General features: G+C 55.4%; 19 protein-coding genes. 11 read left to right on the top strand and 8 right to left on the bottom strand.

Annotation, left to right across the window (positions count from 1 at the left end):
• Positions 1-21 precede the first annotated feature (21 nt).
• Entirely contained in the window at positions 22-1,956 is a 1,935-nt protein-coding gene (gene gyrB, locus LEPIL_RS01735; RefSeq protein WP_040918137.1) for a DNA topoisomerase (ATP-hydrolyzing) subunit B, read from the top strand.
• A complete protein-coding gene (mutS, locus tag LEPIL_RS01740; protein WP_002769358.1) occupies positions 1,953-4,553 on the top strand; it encodes a DNA mismatch repair protein MutS in 2,601 nt (866 codons plus the stop codon). Before gyrB ends, mutS begins: the two co-directional genes overlap by 4 nt.
• A gap of 42 nt (positions 4,554-4,595) precedes the next feature.
• On the opposite strand, the gene LEPIL_RS01745 is transcribed toward mutS, so the two are convergent.
• The 3 genes from LEPIL_RS01745 to LEPIL_RS01755 are packed head-to-tail and all read right to left on the bottom strand — an operon-like array spanning position 4,596 to position 6,331.
• Positions 4,596-5,162: a carboxypeptidase-like regulatory domain-containing protein gene (locus LEPIL_RS01745; RefSeq protein WP_002769360.1), complete on the bottom strand. Its 567-nt coding sequence runs from the start codon at positions 5,160-5,162 to the stop codon at positions 4,596-4,598.
• Positions 5,152-5,895, bottom strand: coding sequence for a M10 family metallopeptidase domain-containing protein (locus LEPIL_RS01750; protein ID WP_002769362.1), 744 nt, complete (start codon positions 5,893-5,895; stop codon positions 5,152-5,154). Before LEPIL_RS01750 ends, LEPIL_RS01745 begins: the two co-directional genes overlap by 11 nt.
• Entirely contained in the window at positions 5,876-6,331 is a 456-nt protein-coding gene (locus tag LEPIL_RS01755; RefSeq protein ID WP_002769364.1) for a hypothetical protein, read from the bottom strand. The genes LEPIL_RS01750 and LEPIL_RS01755 overlap by 20 nt, the downstream gene beginning before the upstream one ends.
• 84 nt (positions 6,332-6,415) lie before the next feature.
• Between LEPIL_RS01755 and LEPIL_RS21440 the strand changes: the two genes are divergently transcribed.
• Positions 6,416-8,113 (top strand): DUF389 domain-containing protein, encoded by a 1,698-nt coding sequence (locus LEPIL_RS21440; RefSeq protein WP_002769366.1) that lies wholly within the window; start codon positions 6,416-6,418, stop codon positions 8,111-8,113.
• A 79-nt stretch (positions 8,114-8,192) separates the two neighbouring features.
• Here the strand turns inward: LEPIL_RS21440 and LEPIL_RS01765 are convergent, their stop codons facing one another.
• A complete protein-coding gene (locus LEPIL_RS01765; RefSeq protein WP_002769368.1) occupies positions 8,193-9,518 on the bottom strand; it encodes a thiolase family protein in 1,326 nt (441 codons plus the stop codon).
• Between the two features lie 157 nt (positions 9,519-9,675).
• Here LEPIL_RS01765 and LEPIL_RS01770 point away from each other — a divergent pair, with 157 nt between their 5' ends.
• The 4 genes from LEPIL_RS01770 to LEPIL_RS01790 all read left to right on the top strand — a co-directional run bounded on the left by LEPIL_RS01770 (position 9,676) and on the right by LEPIL_RS01790 (position 12,987).
• Positions 9,676-10,473, top strand: coding sequence for an ATP-binding protein (locus LEPIL_RS01770; protein WP_143464767.1), 798 nt, complete (start codon positions 9,676-9,678; stop codon positions 10,471-10,473).
• Between the two features lie 189 nt (positions 10,474-10,662).
• The gene (locus LEPIL_RS01775; RefSeq protein WP_002769372.1) at positions 10,663-11,832 is read left to right on the top strand and encodes a trans-sulfuration enzyme family protein; all 1,170 of its coding nucleotides are present in this window, start codon (positions 10,663-10,665) and stop codon (positions 11,830-11,832) included.
• A gap of 427 nt (positions 11,833-12,259) precedes the next feature.
• On the top strand, positions 12,260-12,577 hold the full coding sequence (locus LEPIL_RS01785) for a hypothetical protein (RefSeq protein WP_002769374.1): 318 nt from the start codon (positions 12,260-12,262) through the stop codon (positions 12,575-12,577).
• A complete protein-coding gene (locus LEPIL_RS01790; protein WP_002769375.1) occupies positions 12,574-12,987 on the top strand; it encodes a hypothetical protein in 414 nt (137 codons plus the stop codon). The genes LEPIL_RS01785 and LEPIL_RS01790 overlap by 4 nt, the downstream gene beginning before the upstream one ends.
• A 138-nt stretch (positions 12,988-13,125) precedes the next feature.
• Here the strand turns inward: LEPIL_RS01790 and LEPIL_RS01795 are convergent, their stop codons facing one another.
• The gene (locus tag LEPIL_RS01795; protein WP_002769376.1) at positions 13,126-14,577 is read right to left on the bottom strand and encodes an IS4 family transposase; all 1,452 of its coding nucleotides are present in this window, start codon (positions 14,575-14,577) and stop codon (positions 13,126-13,128) included.
• A gap of 153 nt (positions 14,578-14,730) precedes the next feature.
• Here LEPIL_RS01795 and LEPIL_RS01800 point away from each other — a divergent pair, with 153 nt between their 5' ends.
• Genes LEPIL_RS01800 through LEPIL_RS01815 form a run of 4 tightly spaced genes read left to right on the top strand, consistent with a single transcriptional unit; the run spans position 14,731 to position 18,930 of the window.
• The gene (locus LEPIL_RS01800) at positions 14,731-15,453 is read left to right on the top strand and encodes a C39 family peptidase (RefSeq protein ID WP_211208607.1); all 723 of its coding nucleotides are present in this window, start codon (positions 14,731-14,733) and stop codon (positions 15,451-15,453) included.
• Entirely contained in the window at positions 15,450-16,901 is a 1,452-nt protein-coding gene (locus tag LEPIL_RS01805) for a RimK family alpha-L-glutamate ligase (protein ID WP_002769378.1), read from the top strand. Before LEPIL_RS01800 ends, LEPIL_RS01805 begins: the two co-directional genes overlap by 4 nt.
• Positions 16,901-18,181 carry a carboxylate-amine ligase gene (locus LEPIL_RS01810; RefSeq protein WP_002769380.1) on the top strand — a complete coding sequence of 427 codons (1,281 nt, stop codon included), beginning with the start codon at positions 16,901-16,903 and terminating at the stop codon, positions 18,179-18,181. The genes LEPIL_RS01805 and LEPIL_RS01810 overlap by 1 nt, the downstream gene beginning before the upstream one ends.
• Positions 18,178-18,930 carry an N-formylglutamate amidohydrolase gene (locus LEPIL_RS01815; RefSeq protein WP_002769382.1) on the top strand — a complete coding sequence of 251 codons (753 nt, stop codon included), beginning with the start codon at positions 18,178-18,180 and terminating at the stop codon, positions 18,928-18,930. Before LEPIL_RS01810 ends, LEPIL_RS01815 begins: the two co-directional genes overlap by 4 nt.
• On the opposite strand, the gene LEPIL_RS01820 is transcribed toward LEPIL_RS01815, so the two are convergent.
• The 3 genes from LEPIL_RS01820 to LEPIL_RS01830 all read right to left on the bottom strand — a co-directional run bounded on the left by LEPIL_RS01820 (position 18,910) and on the right by LEPIL_RS01830 (position 20,886).
• The gene (locus tag LEPIL_RS01820) at positions 18,910-19,281 is read right to left on the bottom strand and encodes a hypothetical protein (RefSeq protein WP_002769384.1); all 372 of its coding nucleotides are present in this window, start codon (positions 19,279-19,281) and stop codon (positions 18,910-18,912) included. The genes LEPIL_RS01815 and LEPIL_RS01820 overlap by 21 nt on opposite strands.
• A 63-nt stretch (positions 19,282-19,344) precedes the next feature.
• Positions 19,345-19,971: a 3-isopropylmalate dehydratase small subunit gene (gene leuD / locus LEPIL_RS01825; RefSeq protein WP_002769386.1), complete on the bottom strand. Its 627-nt coding sequence runs from the start codon at positions 19,969-19,971 to the stop codon at positions 19,345-19,347.
• Between the two features lie 30 nt (positions 19,972-20,001).
• The gene (locus tag LEPIL_RS01830) at positions 20,002-20,886 is read right to left on the bottom strand and encodes an SDR family NAD(P)-dependent oxidoreductase (protein WP_002769388.1); all 885 of its coding nucleotides are present in this window, start codon (positions 20,884-20,886) and stop codon (positions 20,002-20,004) included.
• Positions 20,887-20,926 lie beyond the last annotated feature (40 nt).

Raw genomic sequence — 20,926 nt, forward strand, 5'->3', positions numbered from 1 at the left:
CGTGACAAATTCTGTGGGGTCATGAGTAAAAAGATCGGTGAATATACAGGCGAGAAGATCCAGGTTCTGGAAGGCCTTGAGGCCGTCCGAAAGCGCCCGGGCATGTATATCGGTACGCAGGATGCGACCGGTCTTCATAAGATGGTCTATGAGGTCGTCGATAACTCCGTCGACGAATTCATGGCCGGCTTTGCATCTGAGATTACGATCTCGATTCTTGAAGGCAATATTATAGAGGTTCAGGATAACGGCCGCGGCATTCCCGTCGATATCCATCCAAAAGCGAAGAAGCCCACCCTTGAGGTGGTGATGACCGTTTTGCATGCAGGCGGTAAATTCGGCGACGACGCCTATGACGTCACAGGCGGTCTGCACGGCGTCGGTGTTTCTGTGGTGAACGCCCTTTCGGAATACCTTGAGGCCGAGGTTCACATAGGCGGCCAGATCCACTTTCAGCGGTATGAACGCGGAGTTCCGACGGCTCCCGTAAAAATCAAAGGCAAAACGAAGCACCACGGAACGATCGTACGCTTCAAGCCCGACGCCAGCATCTTTACGACCGTTGAGTTCAAGTATATGGCCCTCAGACAGCGCCTTGAAGAGATGGCCTTCCTGAATAAGGGGTTAACGATTCATTTAAAAGACGAGCGCAAAGGCCACGTAAAGACCGAGACCTTCCGTTACGACGGCGGTATTCTACAGTTCGTCGAGAAGCTCATTTCGAAAAAGGATCGCCTTCATAAAAAGCTCATCTACTTCGAGGGAAAGAACGAGACCGTGCGCGGCGAGTTCTGTCTGGCCTATACCGACGGACAGGCCGAGACGATCTACAGCTTCACAAACGGCATTAACAACATGCTCGGCGGAACGCACCTTGAAGGCTTCCGCACGGCGCTGACCCGCACGCTGAACGAATATCTGAAGAAGGATGAGGCGTTAAAGAAGAAGTTCGGCGCCACGCTGAGCGGCGACGACGTGCGCGAAGGCCTGGTGGCCGTCATCAGCGTGAAGATTCCCGAGCCGCAGTTCAACTCCCAGACGAAAGAGAAGCTTGTAAATGCCGAGGTGAAGGGCCTGGTACAGCAGCTTGTCGCCGACAAGCTCGCCCTTTTCTTTGAAGAGAATCCGGCCGAGGTGAAGCCCATCCTCGAAAAGTGTATTCTTTCAAGCAAGGCACGTGAGGCGGCCCGTAAGGCCCGCGAGATGGTGACGAAGCGCAAGGGCATTCTCGAAGGCGGCGGACTGCCCGGCAAACTGGCCGACTGTGCCGAGAAGGATGCGTCGGTTTCTGAGCTCTTTCTTGTGGAAGGGGATTCGGCCGGCGGTTCGGCCAAGCAGGGACGCAACCGTAACTTTCAGGCCATTCTGCCGCTTAAAGGTAAGATCCTGAACGTCTTTCGCGTGAAGGATCATAAGATCCTCGAAAACGAAGAGATCAAAACGCTTGTGACGGCCATCGGCGCCGGCTTCGGCAACGACGCCATCGACCTGGACCGCATGCGGTATCATAAGATCATCATCATGACCGATGCCGACGTCGACGGATCTCACATTCGCACGCTGATCCTGACGTTCTTCTATACGAAGATGCGTCCGATCGTCGATGCGGGTTATCTGTATATCGCTCAGCCGCCGCTCTATCTGATCCGCAGCGGTAAAGAGGCCGTCTACGCCTACACCGACGCTGAAAAAGACAAGGTAGTCAAACAGTTCAACTCAGATAAGACCGTCGTGCAGCGTTACAAAGGTCTCGGTGAGATGAACCCCGAGCAGCTCTGGGAGACGACGATGGACCCGGAGCGCCGCGTGATGCTACGAGTGAAGCCGCTTGACGAGTCGAACGTCGAGCTTTCCCGAATCGAAGAAACGTTCTCGGTCCTGATGGGCGATGAGGTGGCTCCGCGCCGCAAGTTCATCGAAGACAACGCCCGTCAGGTCGTGCATCTCGACCTGTGAGCCGTGCCGGCGATCCCTTGCAGACGCCGTTCATGCGGCAGTACCTCGAGATCAAGTCGGGTTATCCCGACGCGATCCTCTTCTTTCGCATGGGGGATTTTTACGAGCTCTTTCTCGAAGACGCGAAAATCGCCGCCCCTCTGATGGATGTCGCTCTGACCAAACGTCAGGGCGATATTCCGATGTGCGGCGTTCCCTATCACTCCGCCGATATCTATATTCAGCGTCTTCTTGGCGCCGGTAAAAAGATCGCCGTCGCCGAACAGACCGTCGATCCGGCTAACCCCAAACTGATGAGCCGCCGCGTCGTGCGCGTCATCTCGGCGGGCACCCTGATCGAAGACGATCTTCTCTCGCCCGGCAAGGCAAGTTATCTGATGGCCGTCGCCGGCGATCTCAGGCGACCGGGCGTCGCTCTGGCCGATATATCGACAGGCGAGTTCTTCGCCCTTGAAGCGGCGGCCGTCGATTCCGATGTGGAAAGCGATCTGACGCTTTCGCTGCGCGACATTTACTACTCACGGCGTCCCGGCGAGATCCTCGCCGCCGGACCGATGATCGAGCATCTGAAGAAATTGTTAGCCGAAACGGGCGTTCAGATCACTCCGCTTGAGGCCTACCGAGCTTCGGTCTCTGAGGGATGGCGCCGCATCGAGGCCAGCTTCGCCGTGAAGCCGAAGGCGCTGGGATTCGAAGAGGACCATGCGGCGCTGGGCGCCGTGTCGCTGATCCTGCATTATCTCGATCAGGCCTTTCCCGAGAAACGCCCGCAGCTTGAGGCTCCGTCTTTTCGCGAATCGACGGCGCAGCATCTCATGCTCGACGAGAGAACCATCCGCAATCTGAATCTTTTCGAGCCGGCCGAGACCTCTGTGCTGTCGCTCTTCTCCTGCCGAACGGCGCCCGGACGTCGCGCCCTGCGTGACTGCATACTGCGTCCGCTGATTGAGGACGCGCAGATCAACGATCGCCTTGATGCCGTCGAACATCTGATTCAGAAGGCCGATACGTCGCGAGCGTTATACGACGCACTCGGCACCGTATTTGATCTTGAACGCATCCTTTCGCGCGTCGACGGAGGCCGCTGTCGGCCGGGTGATTTTCGCTCCGTGATCAGCACGGTGAGAGCGGCCGTCGATATCGCTTCGATTCTACGTGAGGCCGTGCCTTTTGCTTTTTTCAAAGTGGATTCTTCGCTCATCGCCTTCGCCGACGATCTTGATACAGAGATCGTCGAAGAGCCGGCCGCTTTGCCGGGCGCCTCTCCTTTTCTGAGAGACGGCCGAAATGCCGCGCTGGATGACGCACGCAAGGCTCGCACCGAAGGGGCACGATGGATTCTCGATCTTGAAGAGAAAGAGCGAAACGCCACGGGCATATCGACGTTGAAGATACGGTTTAATCGCGTAACCGGTTATTATATCGAGATCTCGAAAGGACAGACGCAGAACGCACCCGATCATTACGAGCGCAAGCAGACGCTCGTAACGGGGGAGCGTTATACGACGCCCGAGCTGAAAGAGATCGAGCGTAAGATCCTCTCGGCCGACGCCGTCATAGAAGAGGCCGAGCAGGCTGCCTTCGACAGGCTCGTCGTCGAGTTGCAGAAACATCGCACGCCTCTGCGCCGCATGATGCAGTCTATCGCCTCGGTAGACGTGCTGCTTGCCTTCTCGCATATCGCCCGGCAGGCGCGCTGGGTCAGGCCCGAGATCGTGCAGACGGGCGAGATTACGCTCGAAGAATCGCGACATCCCGTCGTCGAGAAGTTCTTGCCGACGGGCGTTCGCTTTACGGCTAACGACGTGCGCCTGAACCGAACCGACCGCAGCTTTGCCCTGCTGACCGGCCCGAATATGGCGGGAAAGTCCACCTACATCAGGCAGGTCGCTCTGATTCAGCTGCTGGCCCAGGTCGGATCGTTTGTTCCGGCACGACGTGCGCGTATAACGCCCGTCGACCGTATATTCACGCGTATCGGCGCACAGGACGATCTCGCTCGCGGCGAATCGACCTTCTTTGTCGAGATGCTTGAGACTTCGGCCATTCTGCGCCGCTTCACGCCTCGCTCTCTCATCATCATGGACGAGGTCGGACGCGGCACGTCGACCTACGACGGGTTGAGCATCGCCTGGGCCATCGCCGAATTTCTAACGGAAGGTGCGATGCGACCGGCCGTGCTCTTTGCCACGCACTATCATGAGCTGACGGCGCTTGAAGAACGCACGGGTTTTGTGAACCTGACGATGGACGTGCGTGAATCGGATGGCCGGGTCATCTTTCTTCACAGAGTGAAAGAAGGCGTCGCCGATCGATCCTATGGAATCCACGTCGCCCGTCTTGCCGGCCTGCCGGGCCCGGTCGTCGATAGAGCTTCTGAGCTGTTACAGGCCTTTGAAGAACGCAGCCTGCGCGAAAGCGAGGCCCTTGAACTGCGCGGAACACCGGGGCTCGACTGGAGTCCCGGGGCAATCAAGGCAAAGACAGCCGAAGCACCGAATGAGCAGACGGCAAATCCGAATGCCCGAGAAGAAGGGCGCAATCCGACGAAAAAACAGAGGTTACGCGAAGACGACGTGCAGGGATCGCTGTTCTAAAAACTATCCCGTATAGCGGTGATCCGCGCTGGCGAACTGCCGCTATTCCGGAATACGAATGACGCCCAGATCTGAAACGTCTCCGGCCGAAGGCGATAAGAAGGGCGTGCCGATGATCGGTTCCGTGGTCGCTCCCGGACCGTTATACCACCCCGCCGTGAAGCTGTCGGGCGTCTGATAACAGTCGATAAAGGTATCGATGCGTCCGGTAAAATCGTTGCCGATGGGCTCGACGGCAAGGCTGTAAGAGGCACCGGGGTTAACCCCAGAAAGATAGAACGAGCCGTCGCCGCCCAGGCCTGTGAACGTTGCAACATAGTCAGTCGGACTGCTCACGGCTACGATGTTCGCCGCGATTACAGATGCTCCGCTCTGCGTAACGACCCTTCCCGTAAGGACTGAAAATCCGGAATTATCGTCGTACCCGGATTGTGTCGTCGCGCCGGCGACAGGTTTCGATACGTTAAAACAGGGTCCGGCCGATTGTGATAAAAGAAGCGATGCAAACAATAGAGTAGTATCATCTTCTTTCTTTGTAAAAAGGCTCTGTATCGAACAGCCGGCGAACGACAACACGGCTATCGTGATGATCGTGATTTTACGGCCCATACAGAACCTTTTTAGCGGCCGCGTCGTCGGCGTGAAGCGACGCTCCCACAGCGGGCATTACAGCCGGAGCAAACGGATACATCGTCGGCACAGACGCTGAAGTGAAGACGCCGACCGATAAGCCGCTGCTGGTATTGTCGCCGGCAATGCTATGAGCCAGGCCGAGTACATGGCCGAGTTCATGCTGTAACGTGAAATAGAGGTAGCGATCTTTAAAGCCACCGTAGCTTTCGATCAGGGCCTTGTTCAAAAGCACCATGCCCGAACAGATGTCCTGAGGCCGGCTGCTGTTTGTGTTGAAGCCGAGGCCGATACCGAGGACAGAACTGGTCGGAATCCCAAAGAACGAAAAAATGGAGCCGTCGGAATCCCAGACGACTCGAATCGTATTGGCGGGCGGCGAGCGCATATAGCTGTTCACGGAACTGATCGTAGAGTTAGACGCCGAATAATTCGGGCTTTGAAAAAGGGAAGTGATCAGACCTGAATTCCACGATGCGTGAACTCCGGGAATCACACTGTCTTTCATCCATGAAACGTTCATCGCCGCATCGTAGATAACGGCTATCGGACGGCTTCCCGAGTTACACGAGCTGTTCCAGACCCACTTCGACGGTTGACCGTTTGAGGCGATAAACGGAAACCAAGCGAAGGCCGACGACGGCAAAAAAGACACGACTGCGATGCCGGCAAGAACGGGGAGCAGGCGCAATCTATTTCGCGATAAGCGCACGCAGCTCCTCCAGCTTCACACGCCCCACAAGCGTCGGATAACCCGTAACAGGTCGCTGCAGCACTCGCCCCTCATCGGTAATGGCCACGGCATTCCAACCCATGCCAGGCGAAACAAGCCTGTAGGCGGCGCCCGCCGGCGACAGATACAGAAGCAGTTCGCTGCCTTCATATAACGGAAAGCCTGCCGTAAACTGTTTTGCGCCCGTAAAAAGACGCACGGTAAATATGGCCGGAACATTGCCCCGAAAGACGTCAAGTGCCTGCATCTCTACATATAAAACATACGGGTTTTCTGCATCGCTTCTCCAGCTATCAAGGCGAGCATGAACGATTACGGGCGTCTTCGCCGTCATCTGCGCCGTGGTTCGAAATGGCTCAAGGGCGCTCAGAGGCATGGCCGCAAGCAGCAGTACAGCGGCAAGAAGGCGTCGCATACAACAAGAAGGCAATTGCCGGAGGCCGTGTCAAGCGCGGTAAAAAACGCTCGCAGGCAAAGCGGATTCATAAAGAATCCGCCCATGGCCACACGCAAGAAAGCATCCCTGCCGCCCTCACACACCGAAGACGATCTGCGCACGGGCCTTGAAAAGGCAGGCGGATTCCTGCATGAGATCTTTGCACGGCTTCCGGCCATTCTAAAAGTAGAGCGATCTGACGTTCTTCTGATGCACGATGAGATCGACCAGGGAGCGCGCATCCAGTCCCTGCCCTACTGGCTCTTTCTCTTTGCCTCGTGCGGTATCGCCACGATGGGACTGATTACAAACAGTCCGGCCGTTATTATAGGCGCCATGCTCATCTCGCCGCTCATGGCGCCGATCATCGGGCTGGGCATGGGCGTGGCGCTCAGCGATCTCTATCTCGGAACCAAATCTCTGTTCAACCTGTTTGCCAGCGTCACCGTCGCTATCGTCACGGCCGCTCTCATTACACTCCTTGTTCCGTTGCATGACGATACGACGGAGATCCTTGCGCGAACGAGTCCGACCGTTCTCGATCTTTTTATTGCCGTACTCTGCGGTCTTGTCGCGGCCTTGAGCTCGGTTCGCTCCAGCGGAGAGAACGTTCTCGGTAACGTCGCTCCAGGAGCGGCCATCGGCGTCGCTCTGATGCCGCCGCTCTGCGTCGTCGGTTATGGCCTCGGTTCGGGTTTTCGCGGCGAGATGATGTGGGGGGCGTTTCTGCTCTTTCTTACGAACCTGTTCAGCATCGTGCTCGTCAGCTCGGCCTTTTATTATTTCATCTACGAAGGATATAACATCAATCGCCTCGTATCGCTTCTTGTCGGCCGGCGCCAGAAGAAAGAGCCCTTTTTTAATCTTCTCTCGCGCATTCCTCTGTGGCAGCGCATCGATGAAAGCCTGAGCTCACGCAAACGTTTTCTCTTTCCATTGATTCTGATGCTGCTCATCAGTTATCCGCTGATGAGCTCGCTCGTCTTACTCAAGAAAAAAACCGATCTGCGCAACTTCCTGAGCGGAGAGCTGCGCTCCGTTTCAGGATTACAGGTGATCCGCGGCCCCGAGCAGTTGAACTATTCAGGCGACTCTATCACGGGATCCATCCTCTATTCCAGTGATCAGGATAACGACTCACTTGAAGAGCAAATCCATACCAAGCTGAAGCAGCGCTTTGCTGATGTGGAGCCGAAGTTTCGCCTGATTCGCATCGTCGGGGAGGCCGACCTTGAAACATTGCAAAAAGCGGGGATTCCCGATCCAGCCGTCGAGGCCTCAAACCGCCTCGAACAGGCCCTGCTTTTAACCGATCACATTCATAAGGCGATGATGAGGCGCTTTCCGCCCGAAGCGGGACTCATTCTGCGCACACAGCTGATCACGTCGGCACGCGGAATCGATTCCGTGCAGATACGATATGCGGGCGAGGCGTTAGACAGAGGCTCTCTCAACCTCGTCGGCGCTACGCTGCGTCAGGAGCTTGAAGCGCAGGGCTATGCCGCCGGCGAAGTACAGATCATCCACTCGGGCAGTATCGAGCGAACGGGCGGATGTAAAGAGCGGGCCGATCTGAAATCAGAACTTCTACCGCTACTCGATCCGCTGCGTGCGAATCGTGAGATCGGCGTCATCCTGCTTCTGCGGCCCGGAACGTCGATCGACGCCGACTTTCTCAAATCGTTCGGCGAACGCTTGACCGTACGCTACAACGACGATGCGAAATGCCAGTTCCGGTTAACCTACACCAGACTACCGTAAAAAAAGGGCCTCCGTTTCCGGAAGCCCTTTCTTCGCTTTGAATCGCCGCTCCGGGGCCGGCTCTTATTAACCGAATCGCTTACGGATTGCGCTCGATGATCATCGAACCGGCGATACCGCCGTGGGCACAGGCCGTAATCAGCACCTTGTTGATGCCGGCATCGTCGCGCATATCCATAACGGCGTTATGAATCAGGCGGATGCCTGTTGCACCGAACGGGTGACCGATGGCGATCGATCCGCCAAAACGGTTAATACGCTTCTCGTCGAAACGCTTCTGCCAGTCGTAGCCCGTCTTGAGTCGGATCTCTTCGAGAGCGCCGACGGCCGTCGCCGCGAAGGCTTCGTGGATCTCGATGGCGTCGAGGTCTTCGAACTTCATGCCCATCTCTTCGAGAAGAGCGATCGAAGCCGAGGCCTGTGCCAGGCCCATCTGATTCGGATGCACGCCGCGCATCTTCCAGCCGCTCAGGTAAGCGACGATCTCAAGGCCGAGCTCTTTAGCCTTCTCAGGAGTCGTTACGATAATGCCCGAGGCTCCGTCGGAACGCGGCGATGCGTTGAAAATCGATACGGTCGGAGCATGGCTCTTCTCAAGATCTTTCGCGTACTTCGCCTTGAACTGGTCGAACTTCATGCCCGGATTGTCGAACAGAAGCATGGCGCGCCCCATACGGCTCGGGTTCTCCACAAGGCCTTTGCGAAGCAGAACGGCCTCGTCGGCGGTCATCGGATTGCCCTCATCGTCGTCGACGGGGATCAGGAACGGAGCATACTTGCCGGCTTCGGTCGCCTCAAGCGAACGCTTGAAGGACTCGTATGCCAGCTTATCCTGCAATTCGCGGGACAGAGCGTAGTTCTGCGCTACGATCTCGGCCGTCACCTGCATGCCATAAGAGGTTTCACCGTCGCCCAGGCCGTCTTCCAGCGTATCGCGGATCTCAACGCCTTCAGGAAGAGCGTCTTCTTTGATAGCCTTGAGCAGCTTATCGGGCGAACCTGTTTTCTTGTCCAGACGGGCGTTCTTGACGACGAACGGCATGGAGGACTGAGACTCCTCGCCGATTGCCAGAAAAAGTTTTCCTTCTCCGAGCAGGATCCGACGGGCCGCTTCGGCCACCGCTTCCATACCAGAAACGCAGTTCTGGTTCACGGTAACGGCAACGGTTTCGTCGGGAAGTCCGATCAGGTTCGCAATGACCCGGGCGGAGTTCGGTGCAAAAGGAAAGCCTTCGCCGGCAATGATACCGTCGATCTGCTTCTTATCCAGACCACTCTGTTTGAGAATATCCTCTGCGACGATGCGTCCCAGATGCTGACCTGGGAAGCGCGCAAGGGCCTTGCCGATCTGAGCAAACGGCGTTCGTCTCGGTACGCAGAGAGCGATTTTTTTCTCGAGTTTCATACAAATAATAAATAAATGAATCCGTTTCAGGTCAATACCTTATCCCCAGGCCGGGGCTCCAGGCCGTCCGTAAAGACAGACGCAACCGTGCTTTCCGCAACGGGCATTCGAAAAAAAGGTAGACACGGCACAGAATCCCGGCCCGATCAGAAGCTCGATGTCGAGAATGATCCTCATCCGAACGTATTCACCAAAGACGGCGGCGATGATGAAAGAGAGCCTGCACCAGGCCTTTTCAGGACTCTGGCTGGAGTCCCATGTCGAAGATATCTTTCATATCTGCGACGAACTTGTGAAAAACGGAGTGAAATCCAACTACAAGACGATCCTCTACTGGATGGAGGCCCGCAAACGCTTTCAGGCGAAGAATCCCGACGTCGCCCTCGACGAGATCGACGAATGGCTTTATGAGGTTTTCTATTCTGGAGAGAACGAGCTCATCGAGCTACAGTTTAACAAGGTCGAACGCGAAAAGATCCTGAACGATCTGCTGGGCGTCCTTGAGATGGAGGCCATGTACATCGACCATCGCATGGGCCGACGCCGTCTTGCGCATGCCGGGCTTCTGCGAGAGCTGATCCGCATCAAACGTTTTTGCAAGAAGCACCGCATCGGCGTACAGGTGCGCATCGAATCGGCCGGCGACCAGCTTCATATCACCGTTTCCAATGACGCCCCGATTCTCGAAGAGGACCTTGTACGCATCCAATCCGTGCGCTCGACGTTCCGGGATTTTCAGCGCAGGGGCAACGAAGAGCAGTTCTTTCTCGAACATATTAACACGTCAGGCGGAGGGCACGGGCTCGGATATCCGCTGATGGACTCTATTCTGACTACGATGCATCTTGATCCCGACACGTCGCTTTTCTTGATCTCGGCGACGCGCACGATGATCCTGCTCAGCCTGCCCATAGTACAGCCCGAGAGCCATGCTTTACTTCCAGCGCCGCGATAGAAATCCGGTGTGGGGCCTCCGGACAATTCCGGGTAATCAGATAGGAATAATGCTTGCAGACATCCGACATTTGATATCTTTGAGTCAGAATTGGCTTCAGGACTCATGAGAGGTTTCAGGACCGATTCGAAGAAAAACACCCCCCGCAAGAAAACAGTATCAGCCAGACCATACAGGTAGATGTAGCAGATGACCTCAATCACGAAATCACAGAATCAGATTCGTCTCACCGCCGACCCGCATAAGCCGCTCAGTCCGGCCATTTACCCGACGTCGGTCTTTTTATTCGAAAATACGGCCGAGCTCATCGACTTCGTTGAGGCGAAATCGCCGGATCGCTTTGAGTATGCGCGATACGGCAATCCGACGCGGCGGGCGATGGAGTATGTTCTGGCCGAGCTTGAAGGGGCCGAAGACGCCGTGCTCTGCGCATCGGGCATGGCTGCCTGCACGATGCCCGTGCTTGCCCTGCTACAGAACGGAGATCATCTTATCTTCACATCGGATAGCTATCTTAAAACGAGAACGTTCATCGAAAAGACACTGCCCGCCTTCGGAATCGCGACTACGATCGTCGAGCCCGACATCCAGGCCGTCGAGGCCGCCATCCGCCCCGAAACGAAGCTCGTCTTCACCGAGATGCCCACCAATCCACTCTATCGCGTCATCGATCTCGAAGGGTTAACCTCGCTCTGTCGCAAACGCGGACTGATCTCGATGATCGACTCGACGCTGGCCTCGCCGGTTAACCTGAATCCGATCCGTCATGGAGCCGATCTCGTCGTGCATTCGATGACGAAGTACTTCGCCGGTCAGAACGACCTCATCGCCGGCGGAGTGGCCGGCCGCAAAGATCTCGTATCGCAGGTGCGCGACCGTATCGGCGAACTCGGCGCCATTCTGCCCGCCCAGGAATGCTACCGTCTTTATATGTCGACGAAAACGATGCAGCTTCGCGTCGAACGTCAGAACGCGACCACGCTTGCCCTTGCCGAATACCTTGAGGGTCATGCCCGTATTCGCAAGGTGTATCATCCGATGCTGGCTTCGAACGTCGACGCCGAACAGGCTCGCCGGTATCTGCGCGGAGGCGGATGCCTGTTTACCATCGACATCGACGGAGGCTTCGATCAGATGCGAGCCTTCTGTGATGCGACGAAGGTCTTTCGCATCGGCCCAAGCTTCGGAAGCCCCGAGTCGCTGCTTGATCCGCCCGTCATCATGAGCCACTGGAACGTCGCCCCCGAACAGCGCGCCGCCATGGGCATCACCGATTCGATGGTACGCATCTCAGTCGGCCTTGAAGATGTGAATGAACTTAAAGCCGATTTAGATCAGGCGTTACAGAAGGCGTTTTGAGAAAGGCGACGGTCATCTTTGCTTTCGGTCTCTGTGTTCTGGCAGGATGTGCTTCACCACGTAACGATTGCGAAGCCAGCTTGAATGAAGATACGTGCCTGATCTTGGCGGCGCTTCAATCCGACTGCCGGGGCATGATGCAAGCCGGCGTGGCAACACCGACAGAATGCAATGCCTTCGATAAGGTGGCCCTATCTGCCTGCCTCCTATCGATGGAAGAAAAAAACAAATGCAACCGAAAGTCCGACCTGCCTCTGATTCCAAAGATCGTAATCAAAAGCATCGCCCCTAATGCGGAGCGCTCCACAGAATCAGGGGAAGCATTAGCGGGTAGATTTGCGCTCACAGAATGCCGTTCTCTCGCCTCATCGTATCATCTGTAAAAAACACTTGCGTCCAGAGTTATCCCGTAAAATGCTTTTACGATATGCGTCTCCGTACCACCAGTAATTCCTTGAATGCTCTGCTGCTGCTTACGCTTCTTTCTTTATTCACGGGCTGCTTCAGCCATAAATATGTCGTTCTCGAAAGCGACAAACCGCGTCAGCCCGAGATCATTGAGTTGAAGATTTTCACGTTGCTCTGGTTCGTGCCGATCGAAACCGAGATCAGTCCGGAGCGGCTCTGCCCGGGCAGTCGCATTCGTATGATCAATATGTACGATAGCGCCATGGATGGGTTAGTCTGCGGCGCCACGTTAGGCCTGGTTTGCCCGCACATGGTGGGCGTGGAGTGTGAAGAATGAAAGCGCTACGATACCTGCCGTTTGCCATCTTTCTCGGCAGCTGCTCAATCTTCGACGTAAGACTGGCGACGCCGCAAGATGAAAGCCGCATCGAGAAGGTTTCCGTTCCACGCAAGATGCGCGCATCGGGTTTTGCAGACGAAGAAGACCTCACTCCTCTGTGCAACGGCGGTCGCATCGTAAGGGTCCGCTTTATGATGAACACTCCGACCGAGATCTGGTGCGAACCGGCAACGCCTGTAGAAAACAAACAAACCGTATCGACGACAAACGAAAGCGGAGCAGGACTGCGGAGCGGCGGCGCCTGGCGCAACCGGCTCCCTACCCGAACGGGGCGCGCCCACCCGAACCCCGCCTGGTGCTCAACACAGACAGCAAAGCACCACCCGCTGCGGCCTGCTCCCGTCTAACCATTCCAGCCCGCCCGATCCCCCTGCATAGCGGAGCAGGAGTGCGGAGCGGCCCCCTATCCGAACGGGGCGCGCCCACCCGAACCCGGCCTGGTGCTCAACACAGACAGCAAAGCACCACCCGCGGGGTGCATATCCTTACCCAGAAGTAGTCTCTGGGCGGAGGATTTTGTAGACGGCGGCCATATCGTAGAGGACGTGCATCCCCTGGAATATGGTGATCGGCCCCGGGAATCCATCGCTCTTTCTTGCAAGGAAACCACCGAGCCTCGCAATCTGAATCATGACGGTATAGAGAGAAGGAACCGTGTTTGGGAGTTCGGATGTATTGTTGATCCGACAGTGCAGGCTCTGCCATTCGTGTGGTTCAAAAACAATTTCTGCGGAGAGGTCTGGAAGTTCCCTGCCTATGAATGTCAGGAAAAGGATTCTCCATGCGATGATGCTATCGACTGTGATGCATGACATCAGTCGAGCTCCGGTCTTCATCTGTCGGTTTTCAATCTTGCATCCAGATTTGAGGACCTTGAAGAAAGTCTCAATGATCCAGCGATCGGTGTACCATTCCACCTTCTCAACGGCTTCTTCGAAAGTGAGAACCGGCATTGTGGTGAGCAGCATCCATGAAATCCCCTCTTCCTTTTGCGGTGGATTTTTTTCGCATGTATATACTGCATAGAGATCGAAAGATGGATTCTCTTTCACAGGATATCGGTGAAAAGGCCGTCGCATTGTTATCTTTGAGAAGCGTATTTGCAGCGTTGCTTCTCTTGCTTTCTTACCCACCTTTCTTTGAACCTGAATATCATACTCACCGAATACATCTATGGACTCCATGAAATCCCACAAAAAGCCCGAATCCCCGGCCAATTTGCGGTCTTTTGCAGCTCGAACAAGCAAATCAGGCGGATTTTCTGTAGATAGTTTATGATGTTCAAGGAAGAGATCATACATATCTCCTTCGCGATCGCAGACGTTTACGAAGTGAACTTTATCATTCATCTCCTTTTGAATCTCACAGACCTTGCGGTAGCTGTTTATCCATTTCATGCTCTCTTTGTCTTCGAGAGGAGTATTTCTTCTTTCCTCACGTGTGAGTTCAGAAGACCATGTGTTGTCAGGTCTATTCCAGATTTGTAGATCCAGTATTCCGAGCGGTGTGCCTTCGGGAGTAACGGCAAGAGTGGGATGAAGCATAAGTCCTCTTGTAAGGCGATTGCCGGCCGGTCCAATATCGTCGGTAGCGTCACGAGTGCTATAGTCAATCGTCGATGTATCCTGAATCGCAAGAACAAGCTCTCGACCCTCGATCCTTTGCTTCGTAGACTCTGTATGCGGACTTAAAATATTCTGTGAGTTCACCTTGCCGTTGTCAAAGAACCGATACACTCCTTTCGCACCCGCCCAGCTTGCCGACGCCTTTGGAACAGACGCACCCGGCTTCTGCATGAAAGCCTCAGCGACAGCAATGAGTCTGGCGTTCAAACGCGCATCACCGATATTTGCACTGGCGAATTCCTGCGCCCCCCAATTGGCTACTTCGCTATCCAGCTCCTGTGGTTCCTGAGCACTCTGCTGTCGTTTCTTCATGCGACATATTGCGCGGGCTCAAAAACAGTACAAGGAGAAATACTTCTGGGTAAGGATATGCGCGGGGTGAGGGATGCGGTGCGCCCCGTTCTTATTGCGCTGGACTTTCTGGCACAGTGGAGAAAGTCATACTTAAGACGCTATGAGGACATTGTGAAGCGGAAGCAGTCCGAAGACCCCCTGGATGTGCGCATCTCGACGCAGCCAGACGATACAACATGCGGCATTACCTGCCTGCACGCCGTATATTCTTTCTACGAAAAATCCCCTCCGCCCATTGGCGACCTTGCTCGGGAAGTCCTTTTCCTGAAAGAAGGCGGAACCCTTGCCGTCATGCTGGCCAATCACGCGCTTTCTCGCGGCTACCGGGCCACGATCTTCACCTACAACCTGAAGATCTTTGATCCGACGTGGTTTCAGAAAGGGGTCGATATTGCGGCGAAGCTCCAGGCTCAGGCAAAAGTAAAACGTTCACATTCTAAGATTCAACAGGCGACGCCTCAATACCTGAAATTTCTGGAAGCCGGAGGACGTCTGCGTTTTCAGAACCTGTCGGCCTCATTGCTGCGCTCGATTTTCAAACGCCGGCTGCCGATCATCACCGGTCTTTCGGCGACCTATCTGAACGGATCGATGCGCGAAAGGGCCGACGATGCCGATACGGTCGTCGACGACGATATCGGCGGAGATCCATCCGGCCACTTCGTCGTGCTGAGCGGATATGATCGCAACGGTCGTATCGTAGTGAAAGATCCCTATCCTCTTCATCCCGGTATGAAGGATAACACCTACACGGTGGGCGCCGGTCGTTTGATCAACGCCATCATGCTTGGCATCGTCACGTTTGACGCGAACCTGCTCATCCTGGAAAAATGAAAACCATTATCGTAGTCGATAAAAAGGGAGACCTGCCCGATGCGCCCTTTGAAACCGTAACGGCGCGTTCTTATCTGACGAATCCGGATTATCTGGACGACCGTAAAACCTACGTGCTTAACCTGAGCCGTCATTATCGCTATCAGTCGCTGGGTTATTATGTGAGTCTGCTTGCCGCGGCACGCGGTCATCGCGTGCTTCCCGAGGTAATGAAGATTCAGGACTTTCGTTCGATGAAGGTTCTGAAACAGATCACGCAGCGGCTACACGATACGATACAGAAAGGCCTGGCCGAGATCCACTCCGATTCTTTCGAGCTTTCGGTGTACTTCGGGCAGAACGTCGCCCGTCGGCATGAGAAGCTTGCCCGCGAGCTTTTCGGTATTCTGAAGATGCCTCTTTTTCGCGTGCGTTTCGAGAATCGTAAGTCCTGGATCATTACGGGTATTTCCATTCTCAGCGTGAACGAGGTTCCCGACGACCATAAGCCCTTTATCGCCCAGTTCGCCGGCGAGTATATGTCGCAGAAGAAGCGTTATACGAAGCCTTCGGCGCATACGCATTACGATCTTGCCATTCTGATCAATCCCGACGAACGTTCGAGTCCGTCTGATCAAAAGGCGCTCGATCGTTTTGTTCGCGCCGGAGAAAAGATCGGCTTCAAGATGGAGATCATCTTTCCCGACGATATGAATCGTCTCGCCGAATTCGACGCCCTTTTCATTCGCGAGACGACGGCGGTGAATCACCATACCTATCGCTTCGCCCGTCTTGCCGAGACGATGGGTCTTGTCGTAATCGATGATCCTGAATCGATCCTGAAATGCACGAATAAGGTCTTTCTTGCCGAGCTTCTGCAGCGCGAGAAGATCCCCACGCCGCAAACGATTATCATTCACAAAGATAACTACAGACAGCTCTGCGATTCGCTGCGCTTCCCGACCGTTATCAAGCTGCCCGATTCTTCGTTCTCGGTCGGCGTCGTGAAGGTACATGATGCCGGCGAATGGGAAGAGCGCCTGCCTCCGATGTTTGAAAAGAGCGACCTGCTGCTTGCGCAGGAATTTTTACCGACCGACTACGACTGGCGCGTCGGCATTCTCGATCGACAGCCGCTTTTTGCCTGCCGGTATTTCATGGCTCGCGGTCACTGGCAGATCTATGACTGGAATCAGACGGGACGCAACTGGGGAAAGACCGAAACCCTGCCGCTCTATCGCGTACCCGATTTCGTACTCAAGACGGCGCTTGAGGCGAGCAATCTGATCGGCGACGGCTTCTATGGCGTCGATTTAAAAGAGGTGAACGGAAAGGCCTATGTTATCGAGATCAACGATAATCCGAGCGTTGAGGCCGGTGTCGAAGACGATCATCTGAAAGAAGAGCTTTATCTGACGATCATGCGGTCGTTTTTACGCCGCATAGAACATCGCAAGAAGGCGCACTGATGCTGCATCTTTTCGAGGCCTGTGGAATCGAACTGGAATACATGATCGTCCGCAAAGACGATCTTGTGGCCGCTCCTATCGCCGACGAGCTGCTCAAGGCCGCTTCGGATAACGATGAAGAGTGGCCTGACGAGATCACCGTAGCCTCGACGGGATGGTCGAACGAGCTGGTGCTGCATGTGCTTGAGATGAAAACGGCCGAGCCGACGGCCGACCTTGCGGCCGCCGAAGCCGACATCGTGCGCTCGATCGATAAGGCCAGCGCGATTCTCAGTGAAAGAGATCCGCCGTGCATGCTGCTCGGCACCTCGGCCCATCCATTTTTTAATCCCGAAAAAGAGATGCGTCTGTGGCCTCATGGCGCCGGCGAGATCTATGCGACCTACGACCGGGTTTTCGGATGCACCGGCCATGGCTGGTCGAATCTGCAGAGCATGCATCTCAATCTGCCCTTCGCAAACGATGAGGAATTCGGCCGGCTGCATGCCGCCATTCGTCTTCTGTTGCCTGTGCTTTCGGCTCTGTGCGCCTCTTCGCCCTTTCTTGAATCGCGTCGCACTCCCTTTCTCGATACACGACTTGAATACTATAGAACAAATCAGAGTCGCATCCCGTCCATTACCGGTGACGTCATCCCAGAGCCCGTCTTTACGATGCAGGAATATCACGATCTGATTCTCGAAAAGATGTATAACGACATCGCTCCGTATGATCCCGACGGCATTCTGCGCGGAGAATGGCTGAATTCGCGCGGAGCCATCGCCCGCTTCGATCGTATGGCCATCGAGATCCGCACGATGGACATACAGGAATGCCCCGGAATGGATATTGCGACGGCTGCCTTCGTTTTTCTTATGGCAAAGGCGATCTGCGAAGAGCGCTTCGCTGCTCTGCCTGCCGTAAAGCGTATTCGCACGCAGGCGCTTGCCGATCTGCTGAACGACGTTATGCGAACCGGACGCCACGCCGTTATCACCAACGAAGAGATCCTTGCCGGATTCGGCCTGACCGAGGCCGTTTCTGTGCGTGCTCTGCTTCAGCGCATGCTTGATACGCTCTTGCCGGAATTCTCATCGCTTTGCGGCGGCGAAGCCTTTAATGAGGGTGGTTTCGCAGAACGTATACAGTTTCTTCTCGATCATGGCTCGCCGGCCGAACGCATGATTCAGTACATGCAGAGCGATACATATGAGCTCGACCCTTCGCGGCTGCGCGTTCTCTACGGATATCTGGCCCGTTGTCTTACCGAGAATCGTCCGCTTCCGCCGCACCATCCATGAAATGCGAGATTCTCATCAGCTGCGAGCATGCCGTCGCCGACATTCCTCCCGATTTTCTCGACTGCTTCCGCTCGTCACAGGCAGAGCGCGCCCTAAACAGCCACCGCGGCTTTGACGAAGGAGTTCTCGATTTAGCGCTCTTCTTGAGAGAAAGGTTATCCATAAAGCGCCGGGATTGCTTTCATGCAGGAACGGCAAGCCGTCTTCTCATCGATCTCAATCGCTCTGAAACACACAGGGCTCTCTTCTCGGATTTCACGCGAAACCTACCTTCGGATAAGAAATCGCGTCTCATCGCAGAGTACCACCGTCCCTACCGCACAGGCATCATTGAGGCATTAAAGAGCCGCATCGCTGCCGGGAAAACCGTGGTGCATCTGTCCGTGCATTCGTTTACGCCTGTTCTGAACGGAAAGGTCAGACGTCCCGATATTGCCCTGCTTTATGATCCGCGCCGTAAAACCGAGAGAACCTTTGCTGACCTATGGATCGATACGCTAAAACAGGAGTCGACGGAGCGGGCGCTACCCATTCAGACCGGACGGAACGACCCTTACCGCGGCACGGCCGACGGCTGCACGACGGCGATGCGACGCCTCTTTTCAGCGGATCGCTATATCGGATTTGAAATCGAGATCAATCAACGTCTTCTGACGCAGATACAGGGAACTGGAGAAGGATTCAGGGTATTCCCGGATGAGATCAAAAACCTCGTAGAGCGCAGCCTTTTATTTGCCATGCGGCGTTGATGGCGGACGATAGACTGCGATCATGCGACAGTAACGTCCGCGATCGAGGAACTCGGCCTCGTTCATCTCAAACCGATCTTTTATGCGAGCGTACTGCGGTCGGTCGAGCTCGGCCACAAGCATGAGCCGTGCCGCCTCTCTTGACGTCGTCTGCATCATCGCCGTGCTGTCTTTTTCGATGGAGTTAGCCGATGCCATGGCCGTGGCTACCAGCCGGATCGTTCCGTCAGGTGCGTCCAGCCTCTGCACGCCCGTCGGAATGCGTTCGCTGTAGCCACTCACGCAAGACACAAGAGTCGAAACCATCGAAAGCGTGATCGAAAGAACAAGAAGGTTCGTCAACAGTCGCACAGATCACCTCCGGCCGGGAGCAGCGGCAATGAGCATCCGCTCGGGCTCGCATCGCTCGCGCTTTTATTTTGAGACGAGCTGAAACGGATACTGTTCGGCGTATTTCTTCTCGAACGAGCTGATCGCCCCTTCGTTACGCAGCGTCAGACCGATGTCATCCCATCCGTTCAGCAGACATTCGCGACGGAAGGGCTCCACTTCGAAACGATAGGCCTTCGGAACGTTGACGACGCGAAGCTCCTGCTTTTCGAGATCGGCCTCAAGCTCAGCGCCTTCGTTCGCTTCGATGAACTCGAAAAGCTCCTGGATCTGAGCGGTGGGCAGAACGATCGGAAGCATGCCGTTCTTAAAGCAGTTATTAAAGAAGATGTCGGCGTATGACGGAGCGACGATGATACGAAAGCCATAATCCAGAAGCGCCCAGGGAGCGTGCTCACGGCTGGAGCCGCATCCGAAGTTCTCGCGGGTGACGAGAATGGTCGCATTCCGATAGCGCTTCTGGTTGAGAGCGAAGTCGGGATTCTCTTTCTCGCCTGCGTCGTCGAGAAAACGCCAGTCGTGAAACAGATGCTTTCCAAATCCCGTGCGCTCGATCTTTTTCAGAAATTGCTTGGGGATGATCTGGTCGGTATCGACGTTGGCTCGGTCAAGAAGGGCGGCCAGGCCCCTGTGAATACGCAGGCTTTCCATATCTTCAAAAAATTCAAGGTCGGAGCAGTGTCAAGTGGTTGGCAGCAGGCGCTCCGTCGCCTCTTCGAGTTTGTCCTGAAAGGCCTGGTCAAGCGCAAGAGCTGCCGGACGCGAAAGACGATCCCGATCAAGGTAGCTGCCTGATGCGATTTCAGGCTTCAAAGCCGCTTCCACAATAAAGCGGGCTCCCTTCTCAGGGTCCGAAATAAAGACATTCCAGAGAAAGCGCAGAGGAGCGGCCAGACGGCGGGTGATGCCCGTCGCGTACACGCCTGGGTGCTGGCTGATGAGCGTAGCCCTGCCTCCCATTCGGCGTGCAAGACCGCAGGTCCAGGCCGTCAGCGCCAGCTTGGAATTCGCATACTCTGCGGCTCCGGAATAGGTGATGCTGTCCTGCGACTCCGTCTGACTGGCAAAGCGCTCGAGATCGATGCTTCCGCGACGATGCAGACGTGACGTAAGATTGAGCACACGCGGACGAGAGGAACGCAGAAGCAGATCCCACAGTCCAAGAGTCAGCCGCCTCGGGGCGAAGTAATTGACCATCATTTGCTTCTCTATACCGATGGAATTGCTTTCGCGCCGATCCATAAAAAGGCCGGCATTATTTATAAGAACGTCCACGCGCGGCAGGTCGCTCAGGCGGCCGATCAAAAGATCGATGGACTGCGGCTCGGCAAGATCCACGGCTTCCAGTCGAACATACGAAGCGATGCCCTGCTCTTCAAGAGAGGCGGCCAGATCTTGCAGAGACGAATTTCGCACAACGGCCACGATAAGTCTGACCTGATCGGAGCGGGCGAGCATTTCGAGCGCTTCGCGTCCGAGTCCGGAGGCCGCTCCGGTTATGACGACGATTTTTTGCCCTTGCTCTTCCTTTCGTTCTCTCGTGTGTTTTTGCTTCTCTATATTCATGATCCGTACCTGTACGACAATGCAGATGCGAATGCAAATC

This window comes from Leptonema illini DSM 21528 (assembly GCF_000243335.1).
GTDB lineage: Bacteria > Spirochaetota > Leptospiria > Leptospirales > Leptonemataceae > Leptonema > Leptonema illini.

What these genes read in the sequence shown, in the direction of transcription:
- LEPIL_RS01805 (WP_002769378.1), top strand. Translation starts at nt 15,450, where the DNA reads ATGAAAACCATTATCGTAGTCGATAAAAAGGGAGACCTGCCCGATGCG.
- LEPIL_RS01775 (WP_002769372.1), top strand. Translation starts at nt 10,663, where the DNA reads ATGACCTCAATCACGAAATCACAGAATCAGATTCGTCTCACCGCCGAC.
- LEPIL_RS01770 (WP_143464767.1), top strand. Translation starts at nt 9,676, where the DNA reads ATGTCGAGAATGATCCTCATCCGAACGTATTCACCAAAGACGGCGGCG.
- LEPIL_RS01830 (WP_002769388.1), bottom strand. Translation starts at nt 20,886, where the DNA reads ATGAATATAGAGAAGCAAAAACACACGAGAGAACGAAAGGAAGAGCAA.
- LEPIL_RS01810 (WP_002769380.1), top strand. Translation starts at nt 16,901, where the DNA reads ATGCTGCATCTTTTCGAGGCCTGTGGAATCGAACTGGAATACATGATC.
- LEPIL_RS01785 (WP_002769374.1), top strand. Translation starts at nt 12,260, where the DNA reads ATGCGTCTCCGTACCACCAGTAATTCCTTGAATGCTCTGCTGCTGCTT.
- gyrB (WP_040918137.1), top strand. Translation starts at nt 22, where the DNA reads ATGAGTAAAAAGATCGGTGAATATACAGGCGAGAAGATCCAGGTTCTG.
- LEPIL_RS01765 (WP_002769368.1), bottom strand. Translation starts at nt 9,518, where the DNA reads ATGAAACTCGAGAAAAAAATCGCTCTCTGCGTACCGAGACGAACGCCG.
- LEPIL_RS01815 (WP_002769382.1), top strand. Translation starts at nt 18,178, where the DNA reads ATGAAATGCGAGATTCTCATCAGCTGCGAGCATGCCGTCGCCGACATT.
- LEPIL_RS01745 (WP_002769360.1), bottom strand. Translation starts at nt 5,162, where the DNA reads ATGGGCCGTAAAATCACGATCATCACGATAGCCGTGTTGTCGTTCGCC.
- LEPIL_RS01790 (WP_002769375.1), top strand. Translation starts at nt 12,574, where the DNA reads ATGAAAGCGCTACGATACCTGCCGTTTGCCATCTTTCTCGGCAGCTGC.
- leuD (WP_002769386.1), bottom strand. Translation starts at nt 19,971, where the DNA reads ATGGAAAGCCTGCGTATTCACAGGGGCCTGGCCGCCCTTCTTGACCGA.
- LEPIL_RS01755 (WP_002769364.1), bottom strand. Translation starts at nt 6,331, where the DNA reads ATGCGACGCCTTCTTGCCGCTGTACTGCTGCTTGCGGCCATGCCTCTG.
- LEPIL_RS21440 (WP_002769366.1), top strand. Translation starts at nt 6,416, where the DNA reads ATGGCCACACGCAAGAAAGCATCCCTGCCGCCCTCACACACCGAAGAC.
- LEPIL_RS01795 (WP_002769376.1), bottom strand. Translation starts at nt 14,577, where the DNA reads ATGAAGAAACGACAGCAGAGTGCTCAGGAACCACAGGAGCTGGATAGC.